This is a genomic window from Salipiger sp. HF18 (assembly GCF_011806505.1).
GTDB classification, from domain to species: domain Bacteria; phylum Pseudomonadota; class Alphaproteobacteria; order Rhodobacterales; family Rhodobacteraceae; genus Salipiger; species Salipiger thiooxidans.
The window spans coordinates 1-13,284 of record NZ_JAATOS010000084.1 but is presented as its reverse complement, the minus strand read 5'-3'; the positions used below and the strand labels follow the sequence as shown (position 1 = coordinate 13,284).

Sequence of the window (13,284 nt, the reverse complement as noted above, 5' to 3'; positions counted from 1 at the left end):
ACTCGATGAAAAATCGAGCACCACCGACCGAGCGTGACATTGATCGCTTCATGTCGAGGAGGTGGTCGCGGACATTCGCGCTGTTATGGCCCAGCCCGCCATGCTGCGCGTAAACCATGATGCTACCTAGCTGATCGGGAGACCTGGGCGTCCGGCTCCACAAACGGGGCAACGGCGCTGGAAAATATCAGACCCGTTTGCCCCGTACCGATGGTCGCAGCTTTGGCACCTCAAGATATAGGTGACCTGATTGTGGTCGTTTCCGGGCAGGTCGGTGCGCGTCACGACCTCCTGCAGGTTGCGATTAATGAAGCCAGGCTCTGTCGTGTTGCCCCCGGAAGCGGTGCGCTTCTTGCGTGGTGCGCGCTTGATCTTCTGTGGCGGCCAAGATGCTCCCAAGATCCACCCCTCGACTAGCCCCGTAGCCGCAATCGGCTCAGGCTCCGGGGCCGTCAGCGCGTTAATGATCTCGCCGCGCTGATCAGCCTCCTGTAGCCAGCGCGCAATCGCATAGGCATCATGCTGGTCCGGGGTTCGATCATCCTTGGGGTAAGCGGAGCTCCAAAGCCTCGGGTAGGTCTCGGCGATCACTGACGTGCCCGCAGCCGGGGTCCATCCATCGGAGGGCCAGAAGTGTAGCTCGGGGCGCTCTGCCCGGATGCGCTTCAACCAAGGTATGCCCGCATGGGTCGACTTGGCGACAGAGCCCTGCACATCGAAGTGGAATACCGATTTGGCCGAACCGGTCGCTTCTTCCGTCAGTCGGCGCCAGCGCCGTTCACCTGTCCTCGCGCCACCATTGCCGACATTCCCGAGCCGCACGAAATCGACATAGGTGTGAGGTTGATCGGTGGGCCAATGCCGGCAGAAATCGTCGAGAAAGGTTGGCCAATCCGGCTCCAATCCATGGCGTTCGAAGTAGCGCATTGGGAAAGAGAAGGCGTGATCGATGCCGACGATCGTCGGACGAGCACCATCAAGCTCTTGCTGTAGCCACTCCGCCAGCCCTTTTCGGGTCCAGTATTTTTTGGGTCCCGGTGGAGGCAAGACTTCGCACGCCTCGCTGTCGCCGAAGGTTTCATAGACCCTCAAGCCCTTCAGGCTAGCCTCGGCGGTCTCAGCGCCCGAATAATCAATACCGATCGTGCGAACGAACATGCGGTGGCTGTGCGTCATTGAAAACTTGCCTGGAAGTTGGTGGCAGTAAGGGTGACATGCGCGTCGAGCGGCGGCCTCAGTTCAAAGGCCTGAGGGGCGCGGGCGAATTCGTAGAGTCGGAACAGATACCAGTCGTCGCGGCGCTCGGCCGCGACCTCCAATTCGTTCCGTGAGATGTGGAATGGTGTACGCTCCCACCCATTGGTCGTCTTTACCTCGATCAGACGTTCGCGCCCCTCCGGGCTGAAGCTCGCGATATCATAGCCCGCGCCGTCGCCATCCTCCTTTGAGACCCAGCGAACACGCCGGGCCAGGTCGTCCCGATCATGCTGTTTGAGCATCTGGCGCTCGTAGTGAAAAACACGCTCTTCGCCCGCATGCCCCAAGGCCCGATTGCGCTTGTCGCGTCCTGCAACATCAAAGTGCCGCGCGACCCGTTGCATCTGCTCCAGCTCTTCGGGTGGCGGTGCGTTTCGAAGCGTAGGTGCCATCCCTACGAAGAGCGAGGGTGGCTCTGCCAGCACGGCTGTCGCCTTGCGATGGAGGGCAAGCTCCCACTCGGAGTGTAGCGCCAACCAACGCGAGGCAGCCTCTGCAAGCGACATCTGGAAATTGAACCGCGGCCGGTAGCCCTTGATGATCGGCAGGCCTAGCCCGACAAAAGCGGCCGAAACATTGCAGAGCTTGAACTCGATCGAGCCGCGGCTCCGCCCTGTCTGCTCTTGCAGTGCACGGTTCTGCGCCGCCTTGTTGTAGCTTCGTCCCGAGAGCTCATCACTGAGCATCTCGAAATAAGATGCCACGACTGCATCGTTCTCTATGTCGGACCAATCAGAGGAATTCATGTGGCCAAGTTAGGCTGTGCCAAAGGGATTGTCATTGGTCATCCCTGCAGCCGTGAGTGTGACTGATCGAATGATGCCCAAAGCTTCACGTAACATTGGAGGACCTCGACCGATCTTCGCTTCGCCCTATCGGATTTCAAACGGGCGGCAAAATCGGAGTTCGGCACTATGGCTGATGCGACCGCTACGCGGGAGGAAGCAGACGCGGTAAGCGGGGGCTCCGCTCGCGTGGCGACCAGCGCGTCCGACCCATTGCGAAAAATGGTCTTGATGAGCAATGCCGCATTGCATCATAGCCAAGACTGACTTTCGTAGAATAAACAGCCCATGGCCGAAAAAATTTTCCGGGCATTTGCGACGCCCTGCTCGCCTATGATGTCGAATGAGGAGATCATTTCACCAGTGAAGGTAGTCATCTACCCTTTTTTGTGATTGCGTGATAACCAACTTCTATAGGTTGATGGACTGGCCGTCGCAATCTGCGCATGTATTTTGGAGAGGTGCCACCGTTTGCTTCTGACCGACAACGAAACGAAGGTGGATCTCCTCAATAATGAGGCCATCGCCAAGACGATTATCGATCTGCTCGCGAAGCGGCCCGAAGAGGCCGTCACGATCGGCGTGCATGGTGATTGGGGAGCGGGCAAATCGAGCATCTTGGAAATGATCGATGCCTCACTTCGCGACGACGATGACGTCCTTTGCATCAAGTTCAACGGCTGGCGTTTCCAGGGGTTCGAGGACGCGAAGATCGCGCTCATAGAGGGCATCGTTACCGAACTGATCGAGCAGCGATCCCTCGGCACCGAGGCGGCCGAGACAGTCACGAATATCTTCAAGCGGATCGACTGGCTCAAAGTCGCGCGGCATGGAGGCGGTCTGGCCTTCACGGCCCTGTCGGGGATCCCGACACCCGATCAGATACGCGCAGCTGTAGGCGGAGTTAAGAGCCTTCTCGCCGATCCGGGTGAGCTCGCGACGAGGGAGAATTACGATGCCGTGGTCAACGGCATTGATGGCTTGTTGAAGCCCGATGAATCGAAGCGTCTGCCCGAAGAGATTGGGGCGTTCCGGGATGCTTTCAATGAATTGCTGGATAAAGCCGACGTCAAGCAACTCGTCGTGCTGATCGACGATCTGGATCGGTGTCTGCCCGACATTGCGATAGAGACATTGGAGGCGGTCCGCTTGTTCGTGTTCACAGATCGGACGGCGTTCATCGTGGCGGCGGACGAGGCCATGATCGAATATTCAGTCCGTAAGCATTTCCCCGAATTACCCGATACGACGGGTCCGCGCGACTACGCGCGCAACTATCTCGAGAAGCTGATCCAGGTACCGTTCAGGATACCGGCTCTGGGTGAGACCGAGACACGCATCTATGTGACGCTCTTGCTGATCGGCGCGGAACTCGGCGAAGCTCATGAAGACTACGGAAGGCTGATCGCGGTTGCGCGAAAGCAGCTCGAGAGACCGTGGGAAGCGGGCGGTCTTGACGCGGCGACGGTGAAGGAGACGCTGGGAGACCTTAGCACCGGGGTGACCAACGCACTGACACTCAGCGATCAGATCGGTCCAATCCTCGCGAGCGGAACGCAGGGCAATCCGCGACAGATAAAGCGGTTCCTGAACACCCTGCTTCTGCGCAACCAGACCGCGCAGGCCCGAGGGTTTGGTCGTGATGTACGACTGCCGGTGTTGGCGAAGCTCATGCTCGCGGAACGTTTCATGTCGCGCTTGTTCGACCAGATCGCGACGGCAGCGGCGAAGGATGAACATGGACGATGTGATGATCTTGCACGCTTAGAGGCCGATGACCCATCTGCCGAGAAACCGAAGAAGAAGACCACCAAGGGTTCCGAAAGCTCGCGCTTGGAAAATTCTCGGAACAAATCCGAACCAGATCTGGACAGCGTAATGCTCGCCGAATGGAAAGGGTCGGATGTGATACGGTCTTGGGCGAAGCTGTCTCCGAAGATCGGGGAGGAAGATCTACGGCCCTATCTGTTTGTCGCGAAGGATCGGAAGGACTACTTCGGAGCTGCATCGGTACTCGGACGCTTAAGCGCGGTGGTCGAAAAGCTGATGGGCTCGAAGCTCGTGGTCCAAGCCCAAGAGGGCGAGTTGAGGCAGCTGGCGCCAGCCGAAGCGGGACAAGTCTTCGAAGAACTGCGGGGCCGCATTATGGGCGGGGATTCGTTTGAGACTGTGCCGGCCGGTGTGGCGGGAATGACGGTGCTCGTTCGCGCACACGATATCCTGCAGACGAATCTTCTCGACATGCTCGAGAGCTTACCTGCCGATCGTTGCGGCCCCTGGGTCGCTTCGGGTTGGACGGGGGTGATCCAAGGTAGTGAGTTTGTTGCTCGCTTCGACCGCCTCCTCGCCGACTGGGCAGAGAAAGGGTCCCCGACCCTCAAGGCCGCCGCGAGCACAGCGACACGCACAAGCAAGAGGAGGCGCTGATGGGCACGTCGAATGCATTTGGAGGGGCGTCGGGCGGCACACCTCTGGTCCCGAGTTGGCTGGAAGGCGACGGCGATGGTGGGGCCGATGGCGATGCGCCCGGGGGGGATGCCGCGCCCACCGATGAAACCAATGGCGACGCGTCTGTAGCCACTCCTGGAGTGCCGCCCGCCGCGCCCCCGGATCGGCAGCCAGTGGCTCCGGCCCCGACCAGCGATAGGTTTCGATCGGCGCGTAGCAATTTCACGCGGTTCGCTGGTTCGGGTGGGAGCGACAGACGCAGTCTCGGTCGGGCGATGTCACAGTATGTGTCGCGATCATCTGGCGGTGCCGGGTCCGCTGCACGGCGCATGGGATCGTCCCGCAGCACTGCATCAGGCATCGTCAGCTTTTTGGGAAATGCCCGTGCGAACGGTGTCCGAGAGGCTTTGCGATCGCTTAATCTCGAAAGCCTCGCTGGTCGTCCGGTGGAAGAGATATTCGCCGGATTGGCGGATTACATCTGCCCAGACGGGGGATCGATCGACGAAGGCATCGCCCGTGACGCTTTTATCGAGACCATCGCCGATCTTGCAGACGCAGGCATTACCGATATTGATGGTCTTACATCCGAACAGATCCAGACGGTCTTCGAGCTTTACGCGTCGCACACTATCGAGGCGCGCATTTGCAACGACATCGGCACGCGGGTCGTGACGATGCCATCCGATGCCCGGACGGTGGAACGGATCGAGGCGCAATTGTCGGAGTTTATACAGCGAGGCGTGAGCGATGCGGTAAATGCGGCAGTGGTCGACATCGGCGCACTCTCTCAAGATCAGATCTCAGGATTCGTGGACAGCGTGTATGAGGCGGCTTTCGAGATGCTCGAAGCACTTGGAGAAAGCGAGGCCGAGGCATGAGACGGCACCTATTGATCGGCCACTTCGGGTCGGAGGACGACGTCAGCATCCCTGCGGCCAGCGATGAGATCGTGTCGAAACTCGACCTCTTGGTCGGCGATCGTCTCGCACACGGGATCGGCTACGCCCTATCAGACATGGCGAAATTGAACCTTGGACCGAGCGAGGTTGCGGTCGATCTTATGGTGTTGGCCGCTCACATTCATGCCTCCGACACGCGCCTCGCGCGGAGCACGGAATCGCAAGATGGCTGGTCGCGAGAGATCAGGTTGGTAGTGCCGGTCAGCGATCCGAAGCTCTGGACCCGGTCGGCGAGTATCGTAAAGCGCGCGCTCGACTTCCTGACGGGCGATCGGTGGCAAATCGGTTTCAGGGCACGACCCGCGGCCCAAGCAACGCTTGCGAAGCCGCGGCCGAAACCGTTGCTCCCGGTGCCGTTCGACGCGATCAATCTATTTTCCGGCGGCCTCGACAGTTTGATTGGCGCGATCGACACCCTCGAAGCGGGTGGCGCGCCTTTGCTTGTGAGCCATGCCGGTGAAGGTGCGGTCAGCAAATCTCAGGAAGAGTGTTATGAGGTCTTGAAGACGGCGTATCCGGACACCTCATTCGATCGACTGCGTATCTGGATGACGTTTGGGGACGGGCTGATCGACGGCGTGGAGTCCGAAAGCACCACGCGCGGGCGATCTTTTTTGTTCTTCTCGCTGGGCGTGGCAGCAGGCGCCGGTATGGGTAAGGAATTCGTCATGCGCGTGCCTGAGAACGGCCTCATCGCCTTGAACGTTCCGCTTGATCGACTGCGATTAGGCGCGTTGAGCACCCGCACTACGCATCCCTTCTACATGGCTCGATGGAACGAACTCTTGGACGCGCTCGGGATCGATGGCGAGCTAGTTAATCCTTATTGGGACAAAACCAAAGGCGAGATGGTGAAAGAATGCACCAATCGTGATGCCCTAGACGCGGCTACTGGACACTCACTGTCATGTTCATCCCCTGCAAAAGCGCGGTGGAAGGGAGAACCGCAGGGGCATTGCGGTTATTGCCTTCCCTGCCTGATCCGAAGAGCATCGCTCGACGGGAGCGACCCAACCAAATACGGCGTCCAGGATCTTAAGGAAAGTACGTTGGATACGCGCCAAGCCAAAGGACAGCAGGTCCGATCATTCCAATTGGCGCTAGGCCGATTGGCACGCCGTCCCGACGTGGCGCGACTGCTGATCCACAAGCCCGGCCCACTATCCGACTATCCCGACAGAATTGATTCCTATGCAGACGTCTATCGCCGAGGATTGGAGGAGGTTGGCAAGATATTAGACGGCGTCAAGACGGCACCATCATGACCTATAGCCGAACCGCACGACTGGTCGATTTCCATTGCCACCTTGACCTCTACCCCGATCATGCTGCAGCGGTAGCGCAACGAGAACGGGAGCGCGTCTTCACACTAACTGTGACAACGACGCCGAAAGCCTTCCCGCGCAACAAGGAATTGGCGGATCGCACGAAATATGTAAGGGCCGCACTCGGACTACATCCGCAGCTCGTCGCCGAGCGCGCACAAGAACTCCTGATTTGGAAAGAGTATCTCTCGTCAACGCGATATGTGGGTGAAGTCGGTTTGGACGCGGGACGACGGTTTTATAGCTCGTTCGAACAGCAGAAGTCCGTCTTCGCAGAAGTCTTGAGTGCATGTGCTATCGCTGGCGACAAGATAATCTCGGTCCATAGTGTCCGCTGCGCGAAAGTTGTCCTCGATATGATTGAGGCAAAACTACCCGTCGGGAGTAGCCGCGTAGTGCTTCATTGGTTCACCGGCTCCGCTGCAGAGGCACGCCGGGCCGCAGAGATGGGATGTTACTTCTCAATCAATGCCGAAATGCTACGCAACGATCGATCTGCAAAGCTTGTACATTCACTCCCGAGGGGGCGTATTCTGACGGAAACAGACGGTCCTTTCACTCGTGGAGAATCGAGTGACGGAGCGCCAGCTGACGTGAAGCCCGCGCGAGACGGCCTGGCAAAGCTGTTCAGCTTGGAGCATGACGAGGTGGACGTATGGCTTAACGAAAACTTACGGGCACTTCTCAGCTAAGGATCATCTATTCTGTGCAATCCGCGCTCTTGAGTAACTGCCCATCACACAGGAGCATTCCTCCAATAGCACGGACCAAACTAGACTTGCATTGAACGTGAGGGGCTCTTGGTTGTTGGCAAGTAGATGATGACTTATTCGTTTGGGAACGTCCGCTTTCGGTAATCTTCGCGTCAGAGCTCGCTCTTGCCGCAAATGTCCGCCTTCCGCCCGTTTCCGCTAGACGTCCCGCAGTCCCGGCATGGATCGTGCTGCCCTGGTTAATCGGCTTACTCGCGTCCGTATGGGGATCGTTCAACGGACACTTTGATTTCGCCTCGCGCTCCTTCTGCTGTTGGGGAAATCATGTCTCGATAGGATGGTACGGTTTGTTTATCGCTGAAGGGGGCTCTTGAGTTACACTTGCCCCATGACAAACCTCCGTATTGGCTATGCCCGCTGCTCCACCGACGCTCAGGACCTCGCCGCGCAGCGCGCGGCGCTGGAAATTCTTGGCGTCGCCTCCGAGCGCATCTACACCGACCATGGGTTGACCGGCCGCAACCGCGACCGGCCCGGGCTTGCCCAAGCGCTCGCAGCCGTGCGGGCGGGCGACACACTTGTGGTGCCCAAGCTTGACCGGCTGGCCCGCTCGGTGCCGGACGCACGCGACATCGCCGACGGGCTAGCTGAGCGCGGGGTACGGCTCGCACTAGCAGGCACAGTCTACGACCCCACCGATCCGATGGGACGGATGTTCTTCAACGTACTGGCGACCTTCGCCGAGTTCGAAGCCGACCTAATCCGGCTTCGCACCCGCGAGGGCATGGCGATTGCCCGCGCCAAAGGGAAGCTGAGGGGCACGAAGCCAAAGCTCTCCGACCGACAAGCCGAGGAACTGACACGGATGCACGCAACTGGGGAGTATTCGGTGTCGGACTTGGCCGAGGTTTTTTCCGTCTCGCGGCCAACCGTCTATCGCACGCTGGCGAGGCGGGGTATGAAACACTGATGATCGCGCCTCAAAGCCCTTTATGCTCGGCTCAATAAACGAAAGAGCCGAGGCCTCCTTGGGCATGATGGGCGGGAAGGCGTCCTTCGCTGCGTCCTAGGCGAACGGTAGCGAACCGACCTTCAAAGAGGCTGACACGAGCTTGCTTAGCCGCAGCGTGATTAGGAGAATTCGGCGTACTCGCGGAAAAGCGAAAGCTCATCTGTATCTGGAACTGGGTCGAGGTCTCCCGGGCTGCTGACAACGATTTTAGAAACATCAAGGGCCAGAAGTAGGTCTTGGCTGCTAATCCAATCGTTATTCCAAAGTTGGACAGACTCGCCGTTGACAATTTTGCAAATCGGCTCTGTGCTTTCAAAAGATAGTCCGACACCTTTCGCCTTCGTGACTCTCTGTAGCCAAACCTCGAGATGGCCGTTATGCGGTATCCAAGTCATCTTATCTGCTACGCTGCTCCACATTTCCGGGCGGTCCGGTTCTGGTGCGAGTGAAATCAGTTTGGCAAGAATGCCAGATATGGCAGGGAACGCACCAGGAGAAACCACCGCGATATCACAAGCAATCGCCACTTGTACGCGCAGATCTTCGGGAGGCTCGGTGATCTTCGATATCTTTTGGAATGCGCTATCTGCTAGCCGCTTGATTGCGCCAGTGTTGGGGTAGAGGCGAGCAAAAGCATGTAGTCGCAGAAGCTGCTTCTGAACGGTCTTGGCTTGGGTGATATCCATGTCCTCGAGCTGTACACCTGCCAGCTTTTCGGGCTTGATCGCACCTTCAATGATATTGCTGTTTACAGAAGTTTTCGCTGCGCCGAGCTGCATTCCAACCTCTCTTAGGCAGTCACTAATTACTCTGACGATCTCTGATGCTCGCTGATCGTTCAGTGTGAAGATACTGTAATCGTCGCGATACCTAAGGATATGGAAGTCCTTTTCTCCGCTGAGCTTATTGGTTATTAGGTGATCAACGTACGCCAGAACTAGTTCGGCGACAATGTCCATTAGAACAGAGCCTTGGGTGATTCCATTCGTCTGGCCGTAGCGGCTATTGCGAATGTGAAAATCGATCTGATTTCCAAGCAAGCTTTTGTCATTTTGGGCTGCTTTGGCGGCCTCGTATCCGTGCAGGGCCCATGCAATACTGTGAGTGTAGAGCGATCCATAGCAATTAGAGACATCAGTCTTCAGTAGGTGTGTGTAGCTCATTGATAGCTCTAACGAGCGTTGCTCATATCGCAGCCACCAATTGCGAACTTGAACAGCATCATGTTTATCTTCACCATTGGATGCCATGGGAAAGCTGGTGCATTCCACTACACCTGAGTGAAGTAGCTTGAATCGGTCTTGCAGCAATTTCCAATTTTCTTCTTCGCAGAAGATCTTAACTAGCGTAATGTAGATGGCTGGATGAATGAGCTCGAACGGTCGCCAGGCAAAGCGACCATCTTTGGTGCTTAGAAGTTCATAGTTGACGCCAGACATATCAACTGCACGGTCGGGCTTAGACTTCTGAAAGGCGAGGTAGGTGTCTCCACCCAGGACCTCTGCAGTATCCTTTAAAATATCTTCAAAGCTGATATATGGGGGGAAATCCGACCGGAAGTAGCATTCCGGTTTTTCGAGGTAAGTCTTTGCTTCAGAAGCTTCCAAGTCGATTATTCGCGTCAAAACAATACCCCGCAACTACATTTAGAGAGCCTTTTGGCTACAGCTGATCCTACTGCTGTAATGTTGCAATCTTGGCATGGATAAGCCAAGGTCACTAACTACGCATAGCACAACTTTCTTGCGATGCATGGCGATCGTCCGCTGTGGGCCCCTTCATGTCGGCGCTTGGCGTCAGCTGCTGCGAGCGCGAAGGATAGCTTCGGGCCGTCCCTGCCGGGCAGACCGCTGACCAAGGGCGTCCAGCACGCCGCGCTGCCGCATGACCGGTTCCAGCCCGGAGCGGACGACGCTCGGATACGCGACCAGGTCGGAAGAAGACCTTCGCTCAGCTCGGCTGGACGACTGCGCTGACGCATCGCGCCGCAGCAATTTGAAGGCAGTTTGGATGATGAAGTTCCTACCTTCGAACTATCTCATGCTCGACAATCGAACGCAGCGCCTCACAAAGCTCTACTCTATTGGAGTTCGAGGAGGCGGAATGAAGCAAATTGTCAAAATTGATGGCGAGACCAGAGTTCCGCCGGGGGGTTCAGGAGCAAACATTCCGTCCAGACTTCATCATCGCTTTCGATCGCACTCGCGTACTTTAAAAGCCAATACATCAAGACTTGCCGGAAGTCGCCTGCGATGAAGTTTCGAGCTGTGTGCTTCACCTCAACCAAGACTTTGCCAATAGCGAAGTCACCGGTTCCCGAGGCAATCCAGCCCATTCCCGGAATAACGGGGCTCCGCACGATCGGGAAATCATGCGCTCTGGAGGTGCGCCTTAGCATCGAAACTAGGTTTCGAGCTGCATGCTCGGCAACCTTCCTGTCGCTTTCTTCGATTCCGTCGAGCTTCTGAGCATCGTAGTGTCGGCTCTGCCGTTCCAGAGCAATGGCAAGACACTCGGCCCACTCGGGCTCTGTTTTATCGGAAAGAATGAGTTCAGCTCGAGCTACCGCCAATTCAAAAAGCATGGCCTTTTGAAGTCGGCTCTGCTCCACCAGCTCGCCGGGCACTGGGTCCAAGCCAGGGTAATAGAATGCATCCCGATTTAACGCCGCCACCAGGCTTCCACTGAGCCGAGGGAAAAGGGCATCGAGGACGCCGGGAATGTCTCTCGCTACCGTCCTAGGATCGCGAAAGGGAAGTCGGTTAAGCGCCATCTTTCACCCATTCTCGGTAGGATGCGGCAAATGTTGGTCCCTCCTCAGGTTCGAAGCCTAGGCGCCAAGATTGAGCGAGTGATCCGCGGAGCTGTTGACGCGCATGCTTACCTTCATCTCCAAAATTCCCAGCTGCCAGCCAGAAAATCCGTTGCTCATCGGGTGTCAAATTTTGCCATTTGTTGCGCACATAATTAAATCCAGTGCGATCGGGCCAATGATGCCAACAGTCGATACAAGCCCTCCGGACCGCTGTTGACGAGCTGCGGTCGTAGGTTTTTCTAACAAATGGTCCACGAGCATCTGTTCGCGTGAAACGGATGGTGCGCAAGAAGTGCAGCAGGTTGGCTTCCGGCATGAGCAAGTGTGGAGCAGAAACTATCACTCGATCGAGAAGTTGATCTATTTGAGCATGGAAATCGGAAAATTCACCGTTTGCCCGGACCGAGTAGACGCCACGCATAATCTTGGACCAGGACGCGCGAAACGAGTCAAGGTTCCTTACATCCAAAAGTGTTTCGCAGAGCTGGGCCGCGACTTTTGGTTCTTGAAACTTCAGCGCCCGACTAATTTGCGTGACGACAAAGTTATCTGGCTGAGATTTTTCCTTTTCGAGATCAATGAGGAATTGAACATCAATTTTCTTAAACAACTCTTTGAGTTGTTCGTACTCCTTTTGCGCTGTGTCGGAATAAGGATCGAAGTGCAAGTCGAGTTCCCTCAGATCGGCACTGGCATCTTCACCTTCGCCGAGTTGCGCCGCTACATAGTCGGTATAGTGCTTCGCACTCAATGTCGTAGTCTTCGTGCGGTTCAGCGAGAGGCCATAATCGGCAAGCGCATGTGACAACACCGACAGCGCCTCATAGGCATGCTGGCGTGATTCACAAATAAGCGTGAAGTCATCGACGTATCGATGCCAGACGATGCCGGCATCAGACAGCGATCGGTCGATCGGCGTCATCATAGCTTCAGCGAGGACGCGCGCACATTGGCCCCCAACCGGGAGCCCGAATGATCGACCGGCTGCGAGTTTGCTCAAGATGCGATCAATCTGCAAGGCCACGGTAGAGTTTGCTTCGCCCAGATCCTTGACTACGTTCTCGAGCCGGTGGTGGTAGATGTGCTCGTAAAAACTGGAAATGTCAGTCTGAACGACCACGCTTCCTTCTTTCTGTAATGCCCCTTCTTTGAGGGTCGCTTCCTTGTAGGTTCGCCAAGACCGGGTTCGATCAAAGAAGGCAGGTGCTTCGCCTCCCAACCTGTAGGAGTGCACCCGATCGTTGCGATTGGGTTCATTCGCCTCTGCAATAGCGAGGCCAAGGCCATTCAAGTATAGGTTCCAAAATGGATGAATTTTCGTCGTGATCCGGAACCCATTGGCGCCAGATGGCGCTAGTAGTCGTTCAGCGACTACCGTCAGTTCGTTCAAATATCCTTTTGCCTTATCGATGCTCTTCCCATCAATTTTTTGGAAAAGGGTATAGCATATATCTGCGAATTCCTCAGCCCGGTCCCGAATAAACCCAGCATCAATATCATATGGGAGAGTATCGTTTTCGCCACTCTGGCCAATTTCAAGAGCTGCCCTCAAGAAGTGATCGCGCGAAACTTTCAAGTACATACCCTTCAATAGCCGTCACGTACCAAAGTGACCTACCATGTGCTGTCATTTCGCGCGAGTCTTACAAGCTATGACGGTTGGTCCGCTTCAGTAGGTTCTCCGTCCATCTGGAGAATCCGGTCAGAGCGCTAGTTGCGCAGAGACAAAGTCGGCGCGTGATGCGATGTCGGTGCGCGGCAGCTCCGTGATTTGGTATCCGAGGGCGGTGTAGGTCTCCCGCATGACGGCGCATCTCGCTTCGGCCGCAGCGCGGGTTTGCTTGCGTTCGGTGTCCTGTGTGAAGATCTCGTCCCAGTACGGCGCCAGGAAGACGCGGGCGTTGTAGCGGCTGTTCTTGGTCGCTGCGGCGACGTGGGGCGGCACGGGGAGGCCGCAGAGGGTCAGG

11 protein-coding genes are annotated in these 13,284 nt (G+C 56.8%); 5 read left to right on the top strand and 6 right to left on the bottom strand.

Going from position 1 to position 13,284, the window contains the following annotated elements:
- Window positions 1-126 precede the first annotated feature (126 nt).
- Window positions 127-1,176 carry a hypothetical protein gene (locus HC022_RS10020; protein WP_175583525.1) on the bottom strand — a complete coding sequence of 350 codons (1,050 nt, stop codon included), beginning with the start codon at window positions 1,174-1,176 and terminating at the stop codon, window positions 127-129.
- Window positions 1,173-2,003: a DUF3883 domain-containing protein gene (locus HC022_RS10015; RefSeq protein ID WP_167452322.1), complete on the bottom strand. Its 831-nt coding sequence runs from the start codon at window positions 2,001-2,003 to the stop codon at window positions 1,173-1,175. Before HC022_RS10015 ends, HC022_RS10020 begins: the two co-directional genes overlap by 4 nt.
- Before the next feature lie 510 nt (window positions 2,004-2,513).
- On the opposite strand from HC022_RS10015, the gene qatA reads away from it, so the two are divergent.
- The 5 genes from qatA to HC022_RS09990 all read left to right on the top strand — a co-directional run bounded on the left by qatA (window position 2,514) and on the right by HC022_RS09990 (window position 8,460).
- Window positions 2,514-4,469 carry a Qat anti-phage system ATPase QatA gene (gene qatA, locus HC022_RS10010; protein WP_167452321.1) on the top strand — a complete coding sequence of 652 codons (1,956 nt, stop codon included), beginning with the start codon at window positions 2,514-2,516 and terminating at the stop codon, window positions 4,467-4,469.
- Complete coding sequence (qatB, locus tag HC022_RS28745) at window positions 4,469-5,371, top strand: Qat anti-phage system associated protein QatB (RefSeq protein WP_167452320.1); 903 nt, start codon at window positions 4,469-4,471, stop codon at window positions 5,369-5,371. Before qatA ends, qatB begins: the two co-directional genes overlap by 1 nt.
- Window positions 5,368-6,717, top strand: coding sequence for a Qat anti-phage system QueC-like protein QatC (gene qatC / locus HC022_RS10000; protein WP_167452319.1), 1,350 nt, complete (start codon window positions 5,368-5,370; stop codon window positions 6,715-6,717). The genes qatB and qatC overlap by 4 nt, the downstream gene beginning before the upstream one ends.
- Entirely contained in the window at window positions 6,714-7,469 is a 756-nt protein-coding gene (gene qatD / locus HC022_RS09995; RefSeq protein WP_167452318.1) for a Qat anti-phage system TatD family nuclease QatD, read from the top strand. Before qatC ends, qatD begins: the two co-directional genes overlap by 4 nt.
- Window positions 7,470-7,878: 409 nt before the next feature.
- Complete coding sequence (locus tag HC022_RS09990; protein ID WP_167452317.1) at window positions 7,879-8,460, top strand: recombinase family protein; 582 nt, start codon at window positions 7,879-7,881, stop codon at window positions 8,458-8,460.
- A 161-nt stretch (window positions 8,461-8,621) separates the two neighbouring features.
- Here HC022_RS09990 and HC022_RS09985 read toward each other — a convergent pair whose 3' ends face one another.
- The 4 genes from HC022_RS09985 to HC022_RS09970 form a co-directional block, all read right to left on the bottom strand.
- The gene (locus HC022_RS09985; RefSeq protein WP_217703945.1) at window positions 8,622-10,109 is read right to left on the bottom strand and encodes an RNA-directed DNA polymerase; all 1,488 of its coding nucleotides are present in this window, start codon (window positions 10,107-10,109) and stop codon (window positions 8,622-8,624) included.
- A gap of 509 nt (window positions 10,110-10,618) precedes the next feature.
- Window positions 10,619-11,128 (bottom strand): hypothetical protein, encoded by a 510-nt coding sequence (locus HC022_RS09980; RefSeq protein ID WP_217703943.1) that lies wholly within the window; start codon window positions 11,126-11,128, stop codon window positions 10,619-10,621.
- A gap of 136 nt (window positions 11,129-11,264) precedes the next feature.
- Complete coding sequence (locus HC022_RS09975) at window positions 11,265-12,899, bottom strand: RNA-directed DNA polymerase (protein ID WP_167452316.1); 1,635 nt, start codon at window positions 12,897-12,899, stop codon at window positions 11,265-11,267.
- Window positions 12,900-13,019: 120 nt separating this feature from the next.
- The coding region (locus tag HC022_RS09970; protein WP_254885035.1) for an AAA family ATPase at window positions 13,020-13,284 on the bottom strand (265 nt) is incomplete at its 5' end.